This is a genomic window from Hymenobacter sp. 15J16-1T3B, from assembly GCF_020711235.1.
Taxonomy (GTDB): domain Bacteria; phylum Bacteroidota; class Bacteroidia; order Cytophagales; family Hymenobacteraceae; genus Solirubrum.
On sequence record NZ_JAJFAV010000024.1, the window covers coordinates 45,559 to 65,338 of the forward strand.

17 protein-coding genes are annotated in these 19,780 nt (G+C 68.0%); 12 read left to right on the forward strand and 5 right to left on the reverse strand.

Annotation, left to right across the window (positions count from 1 at the left end):
• Positions 1–53 precede the first annotated feature (53 nt).
• Together LJ737_RS25645 and LJ737_RS25650 are read right to left on the reverse strand one after the other, a co-directional pair.
• Positions 54–965 (reverse strand): cation diffusion facilitator family transporter, encoded by a 912-nt coding sequence (locus tag LJ737_RS25645; protein ID WP_227769633.1) that lies wholly within the window; start codon positions 963–965, stop codon positions 54–56.
• 128 nt (positions 966–1,093) lie between these two features.
• Complete coding sequence (locus LJ737_RS25650) at positions 1,094–1,909, reverse strand: GNAT family N-acetyltransferase (protein WP_227769634.1); 816 nt, start codon at positions 1,907–1,909, stop codon at positions 1,094–1,096.
• A gap of 185 nt (positions 1,910–2,094) precedes the next feature.
• On the opposite strand from LJ737_RS25650, the gene LJ737_RS25655 reads away from it, so the two are divergent.
• From LJ737_RS25655 to LJ737_RS25665, 3 genes are all read left to right on the forward strand, one after another.
• Entirely contained in the window at positions 2,095–2,679 is a 585-nt protein-coding gene (locus LJ737_RS25655; RefSeq protein WP_227769635.1) for an RNA polymerase sigma factor, read from the forward strand.
• Between the two features lie 4 nt (positions 2,680–2,683).
• Entirely contained in the window at positions 2,684–2,974 is a 291-nt protein-coding gene (locus LJ737_RS25660; protein ID WP_227769636.1) for a hypothetical protein, read from the forward strand.
• Positions 2,975–3,150: 176 nt separating this feature from the next.
• Positions 3,151–3,843 (forward strand): ATP-dependent Clp protease proteolytic subunit, encoded by a 693-nt coding sequence (locus LJ737_RS25665; protein ID WP_262908044.1) that lies wholly within the window; start codon positions 3,151–3,153, stop codon positions 3,841–3,843.
• 223 nt (positions 3,844–4,066) lie between these two features.
• Here LJ737_RS25665 and LJ737_RS25670 read toward each other — a convergent pair whose 3' ends face one another.
• Entirely contained in the window at positions 4,067–4,402 is a 336-nt protein-coding gene (locus LJ737_RS25670; protein ID WP_227769637.1) for a winged helix-turn-helix transcriptional regulator, read from the reverse strand.
• Positions 4,403–4,533: 131 nt separating this feature from the next.
• On the opposite strand from LJ737_RS25670, the gene LJ737_RS25675 reads away from it, so the two are divergent.
• From LJ737_RS25675 to LJ737_RS25700, 6 genes are all read left to right on the forward strand, one after another.
• A complete protein-coding gene (locus tag LJ737_RS25675; protein WP_227769638.1) occupies positions 4,534–5,442 on the forward strand; it encodes an NAD(P)/FAD-dependent oxidoreductase in 909 nt (302 codons plus the stop codon).
• A 272-nt stretch (positions 5,443–5,714) separates the two neighbouring features.
• On the forward strand, positions 5,715–6,341 hold the full coding sequence (locus tag LJ737_RS25680; RefSeq protein WP_227769639.1) for a class I SAM-dependent methyltransferase: 627 nt from the start codon (positions 5,715–5,717) through the stop codon (positions 6,339–6,341).
• A 139-nt stretch (positions 6,342–6,480) separates the two neighbouring features.
• Positions 6,481–7,761 carry a flavin monoamine oxidase family protein gene (locus tag LJ737_RS25685; protein WP_227769640.1) on the forward strand — a complete coding sequence of 427 codons (1,281 nt, stop codon included), beginning with the start codon at positions 6,481–6,483 and terminating at the stop codon, positions 7,759–7,761.
• 138 nt (positions 7,762–7,899) lie between these two features.
• A complete protein-coding gene (locus LJ737_RS25690; protein WP_227769641.1) occupies positions 7,900–11,001 on the forward strand; it encodes a DUF8693 domain-containing protein in 3,102 nt (1,033 codons plus the stop codon).
• Positions 11,002–11,073: 72 nt separating this feature from the next.
• Positions 11,074–11,292, forward strand: a complete 219-nt coding sequence (locus LJ737_RS25695) for a PID-CTERM protein-sorting domain-containing protein (RefSeq protein ID WP_227769642.1) — start codon at positions 11,074–11,076, stop codon at positions 11,290–11,292.
• A 190-nt stretch (positions 11,293–11,482) separates the two neighbouring features.
• A complete protein-coding gene (locus LJ737_RS25700; protein WP_227769643.1) occupies positions 11,483–12,496 on the forward strand; it encodes a zinc dependent phospholipase C family protein in 1,014 nt (337 codons plus the stop codon).
• A gap of 71 nt (positions 12,497–12,567) precedes the next feature.
• Here LJ737_RS25700 and LJ737_RS25705 read toward each other — a convergent pair whose 3' ends face one another.
• Both LJ737_RS25705 and asnA read right to left on the reverse strand, forming a co-directional pair.
• A complete protein-coding gene (locus LJ737_RS25705) occupies positions 12,568–13,308 on the reverse strand; it encodes an SGNH/GDSL hydrolase family protein (RefSeq protein ID WP_227769644.1) in 741 nt (246 codons plus the stop codon).
• Between the two features lie 147 nt (positions 13,309–13,455).
• Positions 13,456–14,502 (reverse strand): aspartate--ammonia ligase, encoded by a 1,047-nt coding sequence (asnA, locus tag LJ737_RS25710; protein ID WP_227769645.1) that lies wholly within the window; start codon positions 14,500–14,502, stop codon positions 13,456–13,458.
• A gap of 542 nt (positions 14,503–15,044) precedes the next feature.
• On the opposite strand from asnA, the gene LJ737_RS25715 reads away from it, so the two are divergent.
• The 3 genes from LJ737_RS25715 to LJ737_RS25725 all read left to right on the forward strand — a co-directional run bounded on the left by LJ737_RS25715 (position 15,045) and on the right by LJ737_RS25725 (position 19,545).
• A complete protein-coding gene (locus LJ737_RS25715) occupies positions 15,045–15,431 on the forward strand; it encodes a hypothetical protein (protein WP_227769646.1) in 387 nt (128 codons plus the stop codon).
• A gap of 125 nt (positions 15,432–15,556) precedes the next feature.
• Positions 15,557–17,944 (forward strand): TonB-dependent receptor, encoded by a 2,388-nt coding sequence (locus LJ737_RS25720; RefSeq protein WP_227769647.1) that lies wholly within the window; start codon positions 15,557–15,559, stop codon positions 17,942–17,944.
• Between the two features lie 32 nt (positions 17,945–17,976).
• A complete protein-coding gene (locus LJ737_RS25725) occupies positions 17,977–19,545 on the forward strand; it encodes a PepSY domain-containing protein (protein ID WP_227769648.1) in 1,569 nt (522 codons plus the stop codon).
• Positions 19,546–19,780 lie beyond the last annotated feature (235 nt).

A 19,780-nucleotide genomic window follows, 5' to 3' on the forward strand; every position in this document is an offset into this window, starting at 1 on the left:
TTCGACTTTGACCAGGCCAGCCGCCCTAATTGCGCTTGGCAAGCTACGCGCCGTTACTGGTGCCAGTCCTCCGGCTCGATGTGCACCAGCACGTCGTAGACGGCGGGTAGCTGGGCAATGACTGTGTCCTTCACGGCGTGGGCCACGGCGTGGCCTTCGCGCACGCTGATGTCGCCGTCGACGAGCACGTGCAGGTCGACGAAGTACTCGAAGCCCATCTTGCGCACGATGCACTTTTCGGTGCCGAGCACGCCGGGCACGGTGCGCGCCACCCGGGCCACGTCTTCGGGCCAGGTGCCGGCGGGGGCTTCGTCCATGATTTCGCCCAGGGCCGGGCGGAAGATGTGGTAGGCGTTGTAGACGATGATGAGCGAGGCCCCGATGGCCGCCCAGTCGTCGGCGCTTTCGAAGCCGGGGCCGCCGATGATGGCAATGCTGATGCCCACAAAGGCCGTGAGCGAGGTAATGGCGTCGCTGCGGTGGTGCCAGGCGTCGGCTTTCACGGCCCCGCTGCCCACTTCGTCGCCCACCTGGTCGATGTGCCGAAACAGCCACTCCTTCACGATGACCACGCCGCCGAGCACCAGCAAGGTGAAGGGCGAGGGAATTTTGTGCGGGGTGAGAATGTGGCCGATGCTCTGCCACACGATGATGCCCGCGGCCAGCACCAGCGCCCCGGCCACCAGCATGGACGCCAGCGGCTCGGCCTTGCCGTGGCCGTACGGGTGATTTTCGTCGGGCTCCCGGGCGGCGGCGCGCAGGCCCAGCCACACGAACAGGGAAGTGAATATGTCGGAGGCCGACTCAATGGCGTCGGCAATGAGGGCGTAGCTGTGGCCCAGCACCCCGGCCGCGCCCTTCACCATGGCCAGCAGCAAGTTGGCTCCCACGCCCACCAGGGCGCTGCGCTGCCCGCGCTGCACGCGCTCGGCGGTGGGCCGCACGGAAGGAGTTGATTGTTGCATAAGCGAAGCAGGTAAGGCCGCGGCCCGGCGGGCCACTCAGCCCGGGCGCAGCCCCAAAAATACGTTGGCAAACGGCAACCCGCCGCCGCAGGTTCCCGCCGCGTCTGGGGGCAGGCCGTAGAGGCGGCTTACCGGCCGAGGGCCCACTTCGTGCGGGTGTAGGCCACGCGGAAGCCCTGCGTTTCGGCGTTGCGCTGCGACTGGCTGCCGGGCAAAGCGCCCATCAGTGCCACGGTGCAGCCCTGCGCGGCGGCGTAGCGCAGGCGCGCCTCCAGCAAAGCCAGCTGCGCGCCCTGGCGCCGGCCCGCGGGCACGGTGCTGGCCCCGGCGAGCAGGGCCGCGTCGTCGTACACGAACAGGCCGCCGGTGGCAATGACTTGCCCGTGCAGCTCGGCCACAAACGGCTCGGAGCCCGCGCTTAACGCGCTCAGCTGCCCAAAATCGAGCATAAAGTCGTCCAGGCCGGGCATTTCGGTGCTCCAGCCCGCCGCGGCCGTCTGGGCCCAGAGCAGCTCCTCGCCCGGCTGGATGCGGCGCGTACGCAGCTCCGGCCGGACCTGGGCCGCCGGGCGGTAGTCGGCCGTTAGCTCCCGGTACAGCACGTTGGTGTATTCGAGCGGGTGATACCCGCGCTCAGCCAGCAGGGGCAGCAGGGCGGCATCGGCCAGCGGGCTGATTTCGTGCATGACCGGGGCGCCGCGCTCCAGAAAAAACTGTTCGATTTCGGTGAGCTCGGCCGCGCCGACGGGCCCGAACAAGCCCAGCCCGAAGGTCTGCGTGAGCGGGGACTCCAGACCGTCGAACAGCACGTAGGCGCCGGCCACGGTGCGCCAGGCGGCCCCGCTGCCGGGCTGCCGCTGCGCCCGCGCCGTCACGATGGCGGCGTTGGTTTGGGCTTCGGTGCGTTCGAGAAGTTGGGCCAGGGCGTGGTCGGCGTAGCGCATGGGCGGGAGCGGTTGGGGGCGCAAAATAGCGGACGGCGGCCGCACCCGGGCTCGAAAAAATACCAGGCCGCAGCCGGCTGGGGCCGCTGCGAGCCGGCGGCCAACCAGCCCGGCCCAAACTTTTTTGCGCCCGCGGCGGTGATACTTCGGCGTTCTGCCGATTAATCAGTACATCACCCGCTGCTATGACTACCGACCTGCCCCTGCCCACCGACCGCGCCGCTCAGCTGCGCGCCGAGCTGCTGGCCGACCGCCCCGGCACGCTCACCCGCCTGTACCGGCGTACTTTCCCGATGGTTGAGCGCCACGTGCGGCGGCAGGGCGGCTCGGCCCAGGATGCGCAGGACGTATTTCAGGACGCGCTCCTGGTGCTCTACGAAAAGGCCGTGGCCGGCACGCTCACCCTCACGGCCGCGCCGAGCACCTTGCTGGTGGCCATCAGCCGCAACCTGTGGCGGCGCGAATGGCAGCGCCGGCAGCAGCACCCCCACGCGGAACTGAGCCCCGCGCAGGCCGACGCGCTGCCCGACCCCGACGCGCCCGAACCGGAGGCCGCCTCGGTGCTGGAGCAGCTGGCCCGGCTCGGCGAGCGGTGCCAGAACATTCTGCTCTCCTTCTACTACCACCGCCAACCGTTGGAGCAGATTGCCGCCGCCCACCGCTACGGCAGCGTGCGCTCGGCCACGGTGCAGAAATTCAAGTGCCTGGAGCGGCTGCGCGCGGCCGTGCGCACCGCCTGGGCCGACACCGCTGACTTGCTTACCCGCTAACGCCATGCGCCCCGAACTCGCCCGCCTGCAGCGCATCGAGCAGCACCTGCTCGGCCCCGTCCCCGCCGCCGAGGCGCCCGCCTGGCAGCTGGCGCAGCTGCTCGACCCCGAGCTGGCCGCCGACGCGCAGGCCCAGCAGCAGCTGTACCGGGGCCTGCAGCTGGCCGGCCGGCAGCAGCTGCGCCGGGAGCTGCAAGCCATTCACCACCAGCTCTACGGCCCGGCCTCGGCGGGCTGGCTGCGTGGGGCCGTGGGCGGCCTGCGCGCCCTGCTGCGGCGGGGCCTGCGCCGCTGAGGCCCGGCTGGTTTAGCGGTTCATTTTCCGTGCTGTTTCGCCCGTAGCGGCGGCCCCGCTGGCCGCTGCCAGGCCACGCCTTGCCCGTTTTTTCTTTCGCCGCAGCCGCCTGCCAGCGGCGGCCGACGCGCGTACGCCCCACCCCCAACCACGAGAAACGAACCATACTCTCTGCCATGCACGCATCCACTGAATTCCGCCGCTTTGCCGTCGGCCACCAGGGCCTGAGCGGCCTGCGCGTCGACCAGTACCTGCACCACGCCGCCGGCCTGGCCCGGCCCTACCTGGAGAACATGACGCGCTCGGTTATCGAGGAGCGCCCCACCCGCTTCGCCGAAATCGACGTGTTTTCGCGCCTGATTATGGACCGCATCGTGTTCCTGGGCCAGGCCGTCGACGACAACATTGCCAACATCATCATCGCGCAGTTTCTGTTCCTGGAGTCGGTCGACGCGCAAAAGGACATTCTGCTCTACATCAACTCGCCCGGCGGCTCGGTGTACGCCGGGCTGGGCATGTTCGACACCATGCAGTACATCCGCCCCGACGTGGCCACCATCTGCACCGGGCTGGCGGCCAGCATGGGAGCCTTTCTGCTCTGCGGCGGGGCCATCGGCAAACGCTCGGCGCTGCCCCACGCCCGCGTGATGATTCACCAGCCCTCCGGCGGCGTGCAGGGCCCCTCGGCCGACATCGAAATAACGGCCCGCGAGGTGGTGAAGCTGCGCCAGGAGCTCTACAGCATCTACGCCGAGCGCACCGGCAAAACCGTCCAGCAAATCCACGACGACTCCGACCGGGACTATTGGCTGCGCGCCGACGAAGCCAAAGCCTACGGCCTCATCGACGAAGTACTAACTAGAGGGTAAGAGTTTACGCGCTTGTGAGGGGCTCAGGAGCTGTCATCCTGAGTGTAGCGAAGGGCCTTAGCACGCCGGCGCGGCTGGCGTCAGGTAGTTGCTGACTGCCGTGGCAAGGTCCTTCCCTGCGCAGGCGCCAGACGAGGATGGCCCTGACTTAACAGCGCCGTTCGACGGCCCACAGCTCGAAGCCGCCTGCTAATTAACCGTGAACTTCCATCCTCACTGACTCTTACACTTCCGTCGTCAAATGCTGGCGGTGCTGCTCGCCGAAACGGCGCATTTCCTGCAGCAGCGGCAGCACCGTGCGGCCGTGCTCGGTGAGGCCGTAGCGCGTCACAATGGGGCGCGAGGGCACGACTTCGCGGTGCACCAGGCCGTTGAGCTCCAGCGCGTGCAGGTGCTCGGCCAGCGCCTTGGGCGTGATGCAGTCGAGGTGGGCTTCCAGCTCGGAAAAGCGCAGCGGTTGCCCGCACAGGCAATGAATGATGGGCATGCGCCAGCGGCCGCACACAACGGCCAGCGCGTCCCAGATCGGGCGGAGTTCCTGGGGGTTCAGGGTCGACATCGGGCTATACAAAGGGAAAGTAGCTCTCCAAAACGCCAGCGGACGGCGCAGCCGAGGGCGCTAGGTTTGTAAAGTCGGCCGCGGCGCAAAGGTTTCCCGCGGCCGGTTTTCCCGCCCAATTTCCGCATTTCATGTTTGCTAATCCCTCCTACGACGTGCTTATCGTCGGCGGCAGCCACGCCGGCCTGAGCGCCGCGCTGGTGCTCGGCCGCTCCCTGCGCCGCGTGCTCGTGCTCGACGCCGGGCAGCCCTGCAACCGCCAGACGCCCCACTCCCACGGCTTCCTCACCCGCGACGGGGTGCCGCCCGCCGAGCTGGCTGCCATTGCCCGCGCGCAGCTGGCCCACTACCCCACCGTGGAGCTGCGGGCCGCCACCGTGGTCGGCGCCGCGGCGGACGCCGCGGGGTTTCGCGTCGAGACGGCCGACGGCGCCACCCACGCGGGGCGCAAGCTGCTGCTGGCCACCGGCCTGCACGACGAGCTGCCGCCGATTCCGGGCTTGGCCGCGTGCTGGGGCATTTCGGTGCTGCACTGCCCTTACTGCCACGGCTACGAGGTGCACCACCAGCCGCTGGCCGTGCTCAGCGGCCGCGACTCGGGCTTCGAGTTTGCTCGCCTTATCCACCACTGGAGCCCCGACCTGCGCCTGCTCACCAACGGCCCCAGCCAGCTCAGCGGCGACGAAGCCGCCCACCTCGCCGCCCGCGGCGTAACCGTCATCGAAACCCCGCTGCAGGCCGTGGAGCACGAAGCCGGCCGCCTCCGGGCCCTGCGCCTGGCCGACGGCACCCGGCTGCCGCTCACCGCGCTGTTTGCGCGCGTGCCGTTCCGGCAGGCTTCTGACCTGGGCACCCAGCTGGGCTTGTCCCTGACCGACGCGGGGCTGGTTGCCGCCGACGAATTCGGCCGCACCGCGGTGCCCGGCCTGTACGTGGCCGGCGACAACAGCACCCTCATGCGCCAAGTGGCCGCGGCCGTGGCCAACGGCAGCAAGGCCGCCGCGTTCATCAACCACGAGCTGATTGCGGAAGACTTTTAGGCCGCCCCTCCTCCCGCGTACTCGGTAGTGACCGGCGAGCAACGCGGCCCCCGGCGGCGCCGATAAGGCCGGCACCCGCCAACTCGCTCGGCAGTCGACGGTTCCGTGGTTTCAACGGCGGCATCCCGACCGGCGTATGCAGGGTCGGGAGTCGGCTGCTCGGACCAAGAGAGCCGTCTTGCCCCGACGAGGGCCGGACGCTCGGCGCGAGAAGCCGCGCTGCTTACCACTTCCCAGAGCCGCGGGCTCCATTTCCTCGATAGATAGCCGCCATGAGCTCCGACAGTGACCAGCCCGAATTCTGGGAAGCCAGCTTCGCCGAGAAGCAAGCAATGTGGGGCTTTGCGCCGGCTAATTCCGCTCTTGTGGCGCGGGACTGGTTTGTTGAGCACGCCGTCCGCCAGGTCCTCGTTCCCGGTATGGGCTACGGCCGCAACGCGCAGGTATTCACGGAGGCCGGCATGACTGTGACGGGCATTGAACTGTCCCAAACCGCCATCGACCTGGCCCGCCAGCACTACGGCGGGGCCCTGACTATTTACCACGGCTCCGTGACGGCTATGCCGTTTGACAACTGCCAGTACCAGGGCATTTTTTGCCACGCCCTGATTCATTTGTTGGACGGCAACGAGCGAAAAAAATTCCTCCACGACTGTTACCGGCAGCTTAGCCCCGACGGCTGCATGGTCTTTTCGACCATTTCCAAACAGGCTCCTGCCTACGGCCAAGGCCGCTTGATCAGCCCGGACCGCTACGAGCGGTTCGCGGGTGCGCCCATTTTTTTCTACGACCGGGAATCCATCCGCGCCGAGTTTGGCGACGTGGGCTTGGTGGCCATCCGGGAAATCGAGGAAAACCAGCCGTTTTACCTGATTCAATGCCGCAAAGGGCCGCCCTAGCCCTCGTAATTACCAGTGCGGCGGCGGGCATTTGCCGGGCACCCAAGAGCCAGCCGCGCAGAAGCGGCAACTCACCGCGGGCGGACTTACGTACCTGAAGGCGGCCCGTGGCTTTTCGTGTCACGGGCCGCCTTGCTTTATGTCTGACTCCTCCCTCCTTGTCATCGGCGCGGGCGTGGCCGGCCTGCTCGCCGCCCGCGACCTGGCCCGCGCCGGCCGGCGCGTCACCGTGCTCGAAGCCCGCGACCGGGTCGGCGGCCGCATTCACACCATCACCGGCGACGGGTTTACGGCGGCGGTGGAGGGCGGCGCCGAATTTATTCACGGCGCGGCGCCGCTGACCAAGGCCCTGCTGCGCGAGGCCGGCGTGCCCTGGCACGATACCGCCGGCCGCAATTACCAGTTGCGCGACGGACAGCTGCGCGAGGCCGAAGACTTTATCAGCGACATGCCCCGCCTGCAACAGGCCCTGCAGGGGCTGGAGCACGATTTGCCGCTGGCCGACTTCCTGGACCGCTACTTCGGCGGGGCCAACAACGCGGAGCTGCGCCGGCAGGTCCGGCAATTTGCCGAGGGCTACGACCTGGCCGACCCGCGCCGGGCCAGCACGCTTGCCCTGCGCGCCGAGTGGGCCGCCGGGGGCGCCGAAGACTCGCCGCGGCCCGTGGGCGGCTACGCCCAGCTGGTCGAGCTGCTGCTGCGCCACTGCCGCGCGGCGGGCGTGACGGTGCACCTCAACGCGCCCGTGCACACGGTGCGCTGGCAAGCCGGCCACGTGCGCTGCGAAGGGCCGGCGGGCGCATTCGAAGCCCGGCAAGCGCTGCTCACCGTGCCGCTGGGCGTGCTGCAGGCCCCGCCCGAGGCCCCGGGCGCGCTACGCTTCAAGCCCAAGCTGCCGGGGCTGCGGGCCGCCGCCGCGGCCCTGGGCATGGGCACGGTGGTGAAGGTGCTGCTGGAGTTCGATGAGGCCTTCTGGGCATCGGCGGAAGCGCCCCGGCCGGCGCCGGAGCTGGGCTTTGTATTTGCCGACGTGGCCATGCCCACCTGGTGGAGCCAGCTGCCCGACCCGCGTCCTGTGCTTACGGGCTGGCTGGGTGGCCCCGGCGCCGACCCGGCGGCGTCTGCCGAACAGCTGCTGGAGCAGGCGCTGACGTCGCTGGCCGGCATCTTCGGCCTGAGCGAGGCGCAGCTGCGCGGGCACTTGCGCGCCCACCGCGTCGTCAACTGGGGCGCCGACCCGTGGGCGCGGGGCGCTTACACCTACACCACGGTGGGCGCGGCGGCGGCGCGGCAGGTGCTCAGCACGCCGGTAGCCGACACGCTGTTTTTCGCCGGCGAGGCGCTGTACACCGGCGAGGCCGGGGGCACCGTGGAAGCGGCCCTGAGCAGCGCCGCCGCCGTGGTGCCGCTGCTGCAATAACACCAGCGCCGGCCGGCCGACTTCGGGTTGGTACGTTGGGAGATAGGGTGCCTCACATGATAATGTGAGGATGGGTGGTAGTTGGAAAAAGGCCAATATTTTCGTGCCGACATCCACCTCCCAACCTACTTCCAAACTATGACGACACCCCTTCCGCGCTTATCCATTACCCTGGTGCCGGCGGTGCTGCTGGCGTGGGCAACCCAGCAGGCCCACGCTCAAACCACTCTGCCTCCGGGGCGTCCCGCCAATGCCTGGTCGCCGAGCTTCGACGACCCCACGTACGCGGCCCGCAAGCGCCAACGGGCGGCTGCCCGCCCGGTAGCGGCGCCGCAACCCGCCCGGCAGGCCGCCAGCCCGAGCGGCGGCCCGGCGGCCATTACGCTGCCGGCCTGCTTCGAGCCGCTGGACACCACCGCCACCGGCGGCTGGCAGCACTTCCCCCGCCTCGACGGGTACGACGATGCCTACATCGGGCCAATTGCGCTGGGGTTCAACTTCTCGCTCTACGGCAACGTCTACAACCAGGTGTACGTCAACTCGAACGGCAACATTTCGTTTGGGCAGGGCTTTACCACCTTCACGGCCACGGGCTTCCCGACGGCCGTGCCCATGATTGCCCCGTTTTGGGCCGACGTGGACGTGGAAATGGATGACACCACGGCCATCCACAACAGCGGCAACATCTTCTTCAAGAAGTTTCCGGACAAGTTCGTGGTGACCTGGAACCGGGTGGCCTACTTCGCCCGCCACGCCGACAAGAAAAACACCTTCCAGCTCGTCATCAAGGCCAACACGGCCCCCGGCTTCACCGGCGACGACGTGTTCTTCTCCTACGGCGACATGCAGTGGACCACCGGCGACGCCGACAGCGGGCAGGGCGGTTTTGGCTTCGGCGTGGGGGGTACGCCCGCCACGGTAGGCGTCAACAAGGGCGACGGCACGAGCTTCATCCAAGTGGGCCGCTTCAGCAAAAACGACAGCTCGCACCCCAACAACCAGGACGAAAGCGGCGTGAATTGGCTCGACAACCAGTGCTTCTCGTTCCGCGTGGGCTCGGTGTCGACCAACGCCCAACCGACGGCGGCGGGCCTGCCCGCCGGCAACACCATTACCCTGAGCGTGGGCCAGACGCGCAACCTGACGCTGCAGTTTCTCGGCCCCGAAACCGGGCAGACGGTGTCGGTGGCGACCAACACCAACGGCCTCTGCAACACCACGGTGGCCAACGACGGCACGGCCAACCCCACGGTCAACCTGAGCATCACCGGCGCGGCCTGCAACGTGGGCACGCACACCATCAGCCTGCTGGCCACCGACAACGGCACGCCCGTGGCCTCGCAGCAGTTTGACCTGACGGTGGTGGTGCTGGCCAGCAACCAGTGGACCGGCGCGGTGAGCAGCGTGTACACCAACCCGGCCAACTGGAGCGCCGGCACCGTGCCCACCGCCACCGACGACGTGACCATTCCGGCCGGCGTACCCAACATGCCGGTGCTCAGCACGACGGCAGCGGTCAACAACCTCACCATTGCCAGCGGCGCCAACCTGACGGTGGCTTCGGGCGGCGTGTTTACGCTGGGCGGCAACCTGACCAACAACGGGCTGCTGCTGGGCGCGGGTACCCTGCAAACCAACGGCGCGGCAACCCAAACCTTCAGCGGTACGGGCAACGCCAGCCTCTACCGGGCCACCATCGGCGCGGCGGGCGCGGTGCTCAACCAGCCGCTGGCCCTCGACCAACTGCTCACGCTCAACGGCAACCTGCAGTCGAACGGCAACCTGACGCTGCACTCGCGCATCGACGGCTCGGAAACGGCCATGGTGGTGAACAACGGCTCGGCCGCGGTGACGGGCAACGTGACGGTGGAGCGCTTCATCGGCCCGACGACCAGCCCGCAAATGGGCTACCGCCACTTGGCGCCTCCCGTAACCAACACCACGCTCGCCGACATGACCATCGGCGGGGGCGGCTTCAGCCCGGTTACCAACGCGGCCTACAATACCTCCCCCAACCCCGGTTCGGTGACGCCTTTCCCGAACGTATTCAGCTACGACGAAACGCGCGTAACCAGCGGCGCGGCCGTGGCGGATTTCGACAAGGGCTGGGTGTCGCCGGTGACTACCAGCCTGCTGCCGACCTTTGGCCTGACCGTCAACATGATGGGTCGGCAGATCATGGACTTCGTGGGCACGCTGGGCAACGGCACGTTCAACCGCACCAACCTGACCCGCGGCACCGGCTCCCAGGCCGGCTGGCACCTGCTCGGCAACCCCTACCCCGCCCCCATCGACTTCACCCAGCTCACCCGCACGGGCCTCGATAACGCGGTGTACGTGTTCCGTTCGAGCGGGCAGTACGCGGGCTCCTACGCCAGCTACGTCAACGGCGTGCCGGCCAACGGCGGCTCCAACATTCTGCCCATGGGCCAGGCCTTCTTCGTGCGCACCTCGGTGCCGGGCGTCGCGGGCTCCATGGCCTTCACCAACGCCGCTCGCCTGACCACGTACCAAAACCCCGGCCTGCAGCGCACCACCGCCGAAACGCGCCCGCTGCTGCGCCTCACGCTGGCCAACGCCGCCGGCTCGGCCGCCGATGAAATGGCCGTGTACTTCGAGCAGGGCGCTACCGCCGGCTTCGACAGCGGCTACGACGCCTACCGCCTCGGCAACGGCAACGCGGTGCAACTCGGCGCCGTGGCCGGCGCGGCGGAGCTGTCCATCAGCGGCCTGCCGGCCCTGAGCACGGCCCCCGTGACGGTGCCCCTGCTGGTGCGCGTAGCCCAAAGCGGCACCTACACCCTGCGCGCTGAGCAGCTCCTGAACCTGCCCGCCGGCTGGACGGCCACCCTGCGCGACGCGCTGACCGGCGCCGCCATCGACCTGCAGCAGCAGCCCACGTACAGCTGCGCCATTGCCGCCAACGAGGCCCCGGGCCGCTTCTCGGTTGACGTGGCACCCCGCGTGACCTCGGCAAGCCAAGCCCAGCTGGCCGCCACGGTATCGGTGTACCCCAACCCGGCCCGCGGCCTGGTGTCTTTGGGCCTGCCCGCCACCCAGCAGCCGGTGACGGTGAGTGTGCTGAACGCGCTGGGCCAGCAGGTGCTTACGCAGCGCGTGCCGGCTACCGGCCGCGGCACGGCCGTGGCGCTGCCGCTGACCAACCTCGCCAAGGGCGTATACTCGGTGCGCGTGGCGCTGCCCGAGGGCACCGTCACCAAGCGCTTGGTGGTCGAATAAGCTAAGTCTCTAACCTCCTACGGCGCCGCGCCAGCTTCTTCGCGCGGCGCCCCTTTTCTCCTGCCTACCTACATGACTGCTTTGGTAAAAACCCTGCGCACCGCTCTGGCCCTGGCCGCACTGCTGCTTACCTACACCGCCCAGGCCCAGACGCCGGGCTCGGGTGGCCCCACGCCCGGCACGCCCGCCGCCGACCCCACCGCCGTGCCCCTCGACGGCGGCGCCTCCCTGCTGCTGGCCGGCGGCGCTACCTACGCCCTGAACCGCCTGCGCAAGCGCCGCCAGGCCTAGGCCGGCACCCCGTCTGGGGCCGCAAGCCCCCAGGATGTTTCCGTACGAGCCCGCCGTGGTCCTGCCGCGGCGGGCTCGTCGTTTCGCGGCGGGCGGGGCCGCGCGTTTTCTTTGGCGCAGTTCTTTGCACATGGCCGCCAAACCCGTGACCTTTGCTGCCTTGACCCTCCTTAACCTCCCTCGTTTCGCCATGTTTTCCATTCGTCGCCGCGCCGTGCTGGCCGCTGCCGCATTAGTCGCCGTTCCCTCGCTGCTGATGGCCTGGGGCAACTGGGGCCACCAGCGCGTGAACCGCGCCGCCGTGCTGGCCCTGCCCGCTTCCATGCGCACGTTCTTCTATAACCACATCGATTTCGTGGTCACGGAAGCCGTCATTCCCGATTCGCGCAAGTACGTGCTCAGCGACAAGGCCGAGGGCCCGCGCCACTACATCGACTTGGAAAACTACGGCGAGGACCTGAACGCCATTCCCCACGCCTCGGCCGATGCCTACGCCAAGTACGACGCGGCCCTGCTCGACAAGGAAGGCCGCTTGCCCTGGTACGTGCAGGACATGATGGTGAAGCTGACGGCGGCCATGAAAAAGCAGCACAAGGACGAAATCCTCTTCGTAGCGGCTGACCTGGGCCACTACCTCGGCGACGCCACCCAGCCCCTGCACACCTCGGCCAACCACGACGGGCAGAAAACCGGCCAGAAGGGCGTGCACGCCTTCTACGAGTCGCAGATGGTGGAGCAGTTCGGCAAGACCTACAACTTCAAGCTGGCCGAGCCCAAGTTTATCGAGGACCCGACGGCCGAAATCTGGCGCATCGTGCTGCAGGCCCACGCCGCCGCCGACACGCTGCTGGCCGTGGAAAAGCAACTGGCCGCCGCCACCCCCGCCGACCAGGTCATCGAGGCCAGCAACGGGCAGCCGCGCAAAAACATCTTCAACAGCTCGTACCGCACGCAGACCTACACGGCCGCCGTCCACCAGAAGCTGAACCGTATGGTGGAGCGCCAGCTGCGCACCGCGGCCCAGGCCACGGCCAACTTCTGGTACACCGCCTGGGTCAACGCCGGCAAGCCCGACCTGACCAAGCTCGACACGGAATATACCACCAAGAGCAACGAAAAGAACCTGAAGGAAGAGCTGAAAATGCTCGAAAAGGGCAAGCTCGTGGACTTCTCCTCGTTCACGGAATTCCCGCAGAGCAAGTAAGCCTCACTGGCACCAACAACAACGGCCGGCCGCTATACCAGTGGCCGGCCGTTGTTGTTGGTGCGTGTTTCTCAGGCCAGCTGCCGCTGAGCGGCCAGGGTTAGCAGCGGCGCTTCCACAGCCTGGGCAAACAGCTCGGCGCCGCGGCTGTTGAGGTGTCCGCCGTCGATGGTCAGGTGCAGGCCGCGCTGCCGGCTCAGCGCATCGGCACGGCCCAGGGCGCACAAGAGCTTGTCGGCAAAGGCCAGGCCGACGAAGCTGCTCTGAAACTCTACTGCCGGGGGCGGCGCCGGCAGGGCGGCGTCGAAGGCGGCTTCGGCATCGGCCAGCAGGCAGCCGTGCCGGGCGGCCACCCGCCGGATGGCCGCGTTGTAGGCGCGGCGCGGGGCGTTGAGCCCGCCGGTCAGGTTTTCGCCCAGGCAACCCAGCGTGGCCAGCACCACGGGCACCGGGCTCAGGGCCCGCGCCGCGGTCAGCAGCTGCGCGTAAGCCTGCTCGAAGGCGGCGGCATCGGCCAGCGGTTCGTGGCCCTGCCGGCGCATCTGCCCCAGCGCCTGCCGAAACCAGAAGCCCCGTTCGGCAAACGTGGGCAGCAGCAAGTCGTTGTAGCCCGCCTCGCACACCACTGCGTCGTAGGCCGTGGGCGCGGCGGCCAGCCGCTGCAGCAGCCGCCGGCCGATACTTTGCAGCGGCTCGCCGTTGACGCCCGCGTTTTCGAGCTGCCACTGCGGGTGCCCCCGCGCCAGCCGCGGCACGTAGCCGACGCCCTGGGTGCCGCGGGTGATACTGTCGCCGATAACGAGAATGCGCATAGAGCTTAAGCGTTGAATTCGGCGGCAATATCGGCCCCGCGGCGGGCGGCTGGTGCGCCGCTCACATGCTTATGCGAGGCCCAAGCACGCACGGGCCGGCTCCATTGCAGAAACCGGCCTGTGGTGGTCAGCCCGTAGCTGCCCGTCTTACAGCAGCTCCACGCCCCTGCCCGCCAGCTCGGCGCGCACGGCTTCGGGCCAGATGCTCACCTGCACTTCGCCGATGTGGGTTTTGCGCAGCATAAACATGGTCACGCGCGACTGGCCGATGCCGCCGCCGATGCTTTCGGGGAGGCCGCCGTCGAGCAGCAGCTTGTGGAAGGCCAGCGCGGCGCGCTCGGGGCAACCGCGCACTGCCAGCTGCTTTACCAGGGCCGTCTTGTCGACGCGGATGCCCATGCTCGACACTTCGAAGGCCGACTGCAGGCCGGGGTGCCAGAGCAGGATGTCGCCGTTGAGGCCGCGGCGGCCGGCTTCGGTTTCGGTGCTCCAGTCGTCGTAGTCGGGGGCGCGGCCGTCGTGGATGTCGCCGTGGCTCAGCTCCCCGCCGATGCCGATGATAAACACCGCGCCGTATTCCCGGGCGGCTTCCGTTTCGCGCTGCTTCACCGTCAGCCCGGGGTAGCGCTGCAGCAGCTCCTCGGCGTGGATGAAGGTGATTTGCTCGGGCAGAATGGGCGTGATGTCCGCGTACTCTTCGGCCACGCGCAGCTCGGTGGTGCGCAGCGCCTCGTAGATTTTCGTCACCGTTTCCCGCAGAAACGGGATGGTGCGCTGCTCGGGCCGGATGTGCTTTTCCCAGTCCCACTGGTCCACGTAGATGCTGTGGATGGGCGAGTAGTCCTCGTCGGGGCGCAGGGCGCGCATGTCAGTGAGGATGCCGCGGCCAGCGGGGATGCCCAGCTGCGTGAGGCGCAGGCGCTTCCACTTGGCCAGGGAGTGTACCACCACGGCCCGCTGCTCGCCGAGGGCCTTGATGGGAAACGAGACGGGGCGCTCAATGCCGTTTAGGTCGTCGTTGATACCGGTGCCGTCGAGCACGGCAATGGGCGAGGATACTTTGGTGAGCTGCAGCTGCCGGGCCAGCTCCTTGGCGAAGGTGTCCTTCACGAAGCTGATGGCTTCCTCGGTTTTGAGCAGCTCAGTGGGGCTCAGGGTGTGCGCGGGGGCCGTTTCCATGATTAAAATGGGCATTAATGTGTGAAAAGAGTTTTGTGCGTTTTGGATTTTGCCAACTATTGGCAAGGCTGCGCCCGCCCGAAAAAACCGTTGTTTTTTCGGAATTACCGGACCCGGAAATGCTCGCGTAAGGGCGAAAAAAAAGCCTCCCGAAAAACGGAAGGCTTACAAAATCAACAGTTGATTAGGAGTCTGTAGATCAGACCAATAGCCTTCCATCGCGGAACATATTATTGTTCCGGTTCTGGTTATTGAGGCTGTTGGTAAACTGACGCATGGGGGTGCTTGGGAAGCGTTTCGAAGGCTAAAATAGAAACCGATTGTTACGCCGCAAAAAATTAAGACAAATAATTTTTCCGAGGTGCTCGATTTCTCGCGTACGTGTGTGACCTATCGTTACGCAATTTCCAGCCCAGTAGTTCGGCCTTGCCACGCCAGGTTTGGCGCTTGCGTGCGTGGGTTGTTCCTTTGCAGCTTATTCGAAGCCCGGCAGCAACCTTTTGGCCGGCTTATCTCGAATAGGCGAATAAGCCGCCACCTCACCCGCATTATTGCGCATGCGCCAAGCCATTGCCGTCCTGCTTCTTTGCTCGCTCTCGGTGCACTGCGCCGGGCGCCTGGGCATTGTGGCCAGCTGGTGGCTGCAGCGCGACTACGTGGCGCGGGTGCTCTGCATCAACCGCGACAAGCCGCAGCTGCACTGCAACGGCAAGTGCCACCTGCGCAAGGAGCTGAAAGCCGCCGATGCCCGCGAGGCCAAGCAGCAGCCCGGCAACCACAAGCAGGCTTTCCAGGACATCGTGCTGGCCTGCCCGGCCCCGGCCGCCCTGCTGCCGGCGGCCCCGGCCTGGTTTGCCGAAGCCGCGCCCCGCTACGGCGCCCTGCGCGTGCCCGCTTACGCCTGGGCCCGGCCCGGCCCCGATTACCCGCCCGCGGAGGGATGATTGATTCCCGTTTCTTCCCGGAATTCGGCGGACCAGCCCGGTCCGGCGCGACGCCATTCGTGGCGTCCGGCGCCGGCATTGGCCCGTCCCAATCAGCCTATCACGCAGTGAAACAAGCACTACCAATGCTACTCGTGGCCCTCGTCGGGGCCCCGGCGGCTCGGGCGCAGCAGCGCGCCTGCCAGGGCCGCATTTTCGACGCCACTACCAAGGAGCCGCTCGTCGGGGCCACGGTGCGTACCCCGGACGGGGCCGCCGGCACCGCCACCGACGCCAGCGGGCAGTTCAGCCTCGCCACCAACGCCGCCGAGCTGGTGGTAACAGCAGTGGGCTACCAGCCGCAGACCGTGGCCGCGGGCCCGGGGCCGCTGCGCGTGGCCCTGGCGCCGGCCGTGCAGGATTTGCAGACGGTGGTGGTAACGGCCTCGCGCGAGGCCCAGCTGCGCACCGATGCGCCGGTGGCCATCAGCAAGCTGACCCCGACCGTTATTCAGGACACCAAGCCTACCCTGCTGGTCGAGCTGATCAACAAAGTGCCGGGCGTGGTGATGCTCAACTACGGCAACGAGCAGCACGCCATGGGCATTCGGCAGCCCTTCGGCACCTCGGCCTATTTTCTGTATCTGGAAGACGGCATTCCGCTGCGGCCCATGGGCGTGTTCAACCACAATGCGCTGCTCGAAACCAACCCGCTGGCCATCAACTCCATCGAGGTGGTGAAGGGCCCGGCATCCTCGCTGTATGGCCCCGAAGCCGTGGGCGGGGCCATCAACGTGCTGACCAAGCGGCCGACCAGCGTGCCTACGGCCAGCGTGGGCGTGCAGGCCGACCAATTCGGCTACCGCCGCGTGCAGGCCGCGGGCGGGGGCATGATTACCAATAAGCTGGGCGCCTTCGTGAGCGGCTACGCAGCCCGGCAGCGCCACAGCTGGCTGGCCTCGTCGGACTACGACAAGGCCTCGCTGAACGCCCGGGTGGAGTACGCCCTGAGCCCGCGGCTGCGGCTGACGGCGGCCGGCTCTGTCAACGACTACGACTCGCAGACCAGCAGCGCGGTGGACAGCGTGGCCTACTACCGCCGCGAGTACTCCAGCACCTCCGACTTCACCTACCGCAAGGCCTATGCCCTGCGCGCCCGCCTCACGGCCGAGCAGCAGTGGACGGAGCGGCAGGCGACGAGCCTGACGGGCTACTTCCGCGACAACTCCCTGGGCCAGAATCCGAGCTACGGCATCCGCTGGAACCCGACGCCCTCAGCCACGAACGACCCCAGCAAGGCCCGCGGGGAAGTGAACGTGAGCCGCTTCAAGAGCTACGGGCTGATTGCCCAGCACAGTGTGCGCTGGCAGTGGCTGGATTCGCGCCTGCTGGCCGGCACCAGCCTCGACTACTCCCCCACCCGCTACGACGCCCACCAAATCGACCTGGCAGCCCAGCTGCGGGCAGGCGGCCGGTCGGTGGAGCGCTACACCATCACGGCCGACCGACCCGATCTGCCCATTGCCGACTACACCACCGACCTCGTCAGCTCGGCCGGGTACGCCCAGCTCGATGTGCACCCGCTGCGCCGCTTGCAGCTGACGCTGGGCGGGCGCTTCGACCGCCTGTCGTTTGCCTACCAGAACCGCCTGGATCAGTCGCGCGGCACGAAGGCATACCAGCAGGCCACGCCCAAAATCGGGCTGACCTACGACCTGGGCCGCGGCCGCGGGCTCTACGCCAACTACTCGCAGGGCTTCTCGCCGCCGGGCCTGACGAGCATCTTCCGCAAACGCCCCGGCACCGGCGTGACGGCGGGCGGCGTGAGCGTGCCGGCCGATTTCTACTACAACCTAGAGCCGGCCCGCTTCTACAACCGCGAGGTGGGCGGCTGGGCCTCCCTGCTCAGCGGCAAGGTGTACGTCGACGTGGCCCTGTACCAGATGGACGGGCGCAACGAGCTGCTGAGCATCCGGCAGCCCGATAACTCCACCGACTACCAGAGCGCGGGCAAAACCCTGCACCGCGGCGTGGAGTACGGCCTGACCTGGAAGCCCACCGCGACGCTGTTTTTCCGCGCCGGCGGTACCAACGCGGTGCACCGCTTCGAGCAGTTCGTGTTGAGCACCAACGCCAATGACGCGGTGCAGAACGTCAACGGCAAGGACATGCCCCAGGCCCCGCGCTGGGTGGCCAACGCCGAGCTGACCTACAAGCCCCGCTGGCTGCCGGGCCTGCGCACGGCGGTGGAATACCAGCGCATCGGCCCCTGGTACCAGGACCAGGTGGAGCGCGTGCGCTACGACGACCGGACCTTGTTCGGGGCCCGGGGCGTGAGCCTGCTCAACGCCCGCGCGGGCTACAGCTGGCGCGAAACGGTGGAAGTCTTCGTGAACGTGCTCAACGTGACCGACGAACTGTACGCCAACGCCGCCACCCGCGGCAACGCCCGCACCGACCGCACCACCTACACCCCCGGCGCCCCGCGCACGGTATCGGCGGGCGTGCAGTACAATTTCATTGGCAAGAAATAGCAGCTGCCTCCGTGCCCGCACTTATCTCAATCATGCAAACTCTCGAACAAGCCGCGCCAGTCCGCGGCCCTATCCGCCGGGCCGTGCAGCGCCATATGTACCGCTGGCACCGCGTCATCGGCCTCCTTTCCGTCGTGCCCGTTATCTGCTGGACGCTCAGCGGGCTGCTGCACCCGCTGATGAGCAACTGGCTGCGGCCCCAAATTGCCCGCGAAGCCCTGCCCCCGCTGCCCGCCCCGCGCCCGGCGCTGCCGCTCACGCAAGTGCTCCGGCAACACCACCTGACCCAGCTGCGCAACGTGCGCCTGGTGCGCTGCCAGGGGCAGCCGACCTACCAGTTGCTGATTGACGGCCCGACGGCTCAGCCGCGCTACTTCAGCGCCAGCACCGGCGCCGCGCTACCCGCCGACGCCGACCGCCAGTACGCCGAGCAGCTGGCGCGCTACTTCGCCCAGGATTCCACGGCCGGCATCCGCAGCGCCGAGCGGCTGACCCAGTTCGACGCCGAGTACAAGTTTGTGAACCGCCTGCTGCCGGTGTGGCGCGTCACCTTCGCGCGGCCCGACGGGCTGACGGTGTACGTGGAAACCATGCCCGTCCGGCTGGCCACGTTCAACAACGCTACCCGCGCCGCCTTTATCCGGGGCTTCGACGCGCTGCACAGCTGGGGCTGGGTGGAGTGGCTCAGCGGCAGCAACACGGTGCGCGTGCTGCTGATGCTGGCCTTGCTGAGCGTCATCATCGGCTCGGCGGTGAGCGGGCTGGTGATTTACGGCTTCATGTGGGGCCGCTTCCGCCAGCCGCGCAGCGCGGCGGATAACGTCGGCTGGCTGAAAAGGTACCACCGCGCCGTGGGCCTGGCCGTGGCCCTGGTCACGCTCACCTTTGCTGGCAGCGGGGCCTTTCACGTGTACCTGAAGCTGCACCCCGACGAGCGGCTGCGCTACCAGCACGCCCCCATTCTGGCCGCCGACCGCCTCGCCGTCGACCTCACCCAGCTGCCCATCGACTGGGCGCGGGTGCAGAACGTGGGCCTGGCCGAATTCGACGGGGAGCTGTACTACCAAGTGTTTCAGCTGCCCGCGGCGGAAGACGCTGCCGACCAGGCAAGCGGCCGGCAGGGCGGCGCCAGCACTGGCCAACCGGTAGAAGCCGTGCACGCCGCGCCGGTGCACTACTACCGCGCCGACACCGGTCAGCTGCTGCCCGAAGGTGCCGAGCGGCACGCCCGCTTTCTGGCCACGCGCTTTTACGAGCAAGCTGCCGGCCCCGAGGCCGCTACGCCCGCCATTGAGCAAACCGCGCTGATTGACCACTTCGAGGGCGAGTACGGCTTCATCAACAAGCGCCTGCCGGTGGTGAAAGTGGCCCTGCGCACCCCGAGCAAGACCACGCTCTACGTGGAGCCCGCCACCGGCCGCCTGGCCGCCCGCGTCGACAACTTGGACCGCTACGAGGGGCTGAGCTTCGCCTTTCTGCACAAGTACCACGCCGTCGGCAGCCTGGGCAAAAACGTGCGTGACGCCATTACCATGCTGGCCGCCGCCGGCGTGCTGGCCGTGTCGCTGCTGGGTTTGGGGCTGTTCATCAAAACCAAGTAGCCGCCCCAACGACGAAACGCGTCTTTCTTGCCGCCGGCCGGGCCTTGCTGCGGGCCTGCCAATCGGCCCCGGAGCAAGCCGGCACTAGCGGCCCGGCACCCGAAAACACCCGTGCCGCCGTGATGCAGCACCACGACGCGCTGATGGCGCGCCTGGACGACCTCGTCAAGGAACAATTGCGCCTGAAAGGACAGCTGAAGCGTATGGCCCGCGGCGCCGCCGCACGGCCGCCGGG

Excerpts from the sequence above, each read along its gene's own strand:
- LJ737_RS25720 (WP_227769647.1), top strand. The coding sequence starts at position 15,557 with ATGCTACTCGTGGCCCTCGTCGGGGCCCCGGCGGCTCGGGCGCAGCAG.
- LJ737_RS25660 (WP_227769636.1), top strand. The coding sequence starts at position 2,684 with ATGCGCCCCGAACTCGCCCGCCTGCAGCGCATCGAGCAGCACCTGCTC.
- LJ737_RS25705 (WP_227769644.1), bottom strand. The coding sequence starts at position 13,308 with ATGCGCATTCTCGTTATCGGCGACAGTATCACCCGCGGCACCCAGGGC.
- asnA (WP_227769645.1), bottom strand. The coding sequence starts at position 14,502 with ATGCCCATTTTAATCATGGAAACGGCCCCCGCGCACACCCTGAGCCCC.
- LJ737_RS25645 (WP_227769633.1), bottom strand. The coding sequence starts at position 965 with ATGCAACAATCAACTCCTTCCGTGCGGCCCACCGCCGAGCGCGTGCAG.
- LJ737_RS25680 (WP_227769639.1), top strand. The coding sequence starts at position 5,715 with ATGAGCTCCGACAGTGACCAGCCCGAATTCTGGGAAGCCAGCTTCGCC.
- LJ737_RS25665 (WP_262908044.1), top strand. The coding sequence starts at position 3,151 with ATGCACGCATCCACTGAATTCCGCCGCTTTGCCGTCGGCCACCAGGGC.
- LJ737_RS25690 (WP_227769641.1), top strand. The coding sequence starts at position 7,900 with ATGACGACACCCCTTCCGCGCTTATCCATTACCCTGGTGCCGGCGGTG.
- LJ737_RS25725 (WP_227769648.1), top strand. The coding sequence starts at position 17,977 with ATGCAAACTCTCGAACAAGCCGCGCCAGTCCGCGGCCCTATCCGCCGG.
- LJ737_RS25685 (WP_227769640.1), top strand. The coding sequence starts at position 6,481 with ATGTCTGACTCCTCCCTCCTTGTCATCGGCGCGGGCGTGGCCGGCCTG.
- LJ737_RS25650 (WP_227769634.1), bottom strand. The coding sequence starts at position 1,909 with ATGCGCTACGCCGACCACGCCCTGGCCCAACTTCTCGAACGCACCGAA.
- LJ737_RS25655 (WP_227769635.1), top strand. The coding sequence starts at position 2,095 with ATGACTACCGACCTGCCCCTGCCCACCGACCGCGCCGCTCAGCTGCGC.
- LJ737_RS25695 (WP_227769642.1), top strand. The coding sequence starts at position 11,074 with ATGACTGCTTTGGTAAAAACCCTGCGCACCGCTCTGGCCCTGGCCGCA.
- LJ737_RS25675 (WP_227769638.1), top strand. The coding sequence starts at position 4,534 with ATGTTTGCTAATCCCTCCTACGACGTGCTTATCGTCGGCGGCAGCCAC.
- LJ737_RS25715 (WP_227769646.1), top strand. The coding sequence starts at position 15,045 with ATGCGCCAAGCCATTGCCGTCCTGCTTCTTTGCTCGCTCTCGGTGCAC.
- LJ737_RS25670 (WP_227769637.1), bottom strand. The coding sequence starts at position 4,402 with ATGTCGACCCTGAACCCCCAGGAACTCCGCCCGATCTGGGACGCGCTG.
- LJ737_RS25700 (WP_227769643.1), top strand. The coding sequence starts at position 11,483 with ATGTTTTCCATTCGTCGCCGCGCCGTGCTGGCCGCTGCCGCATTAGTC.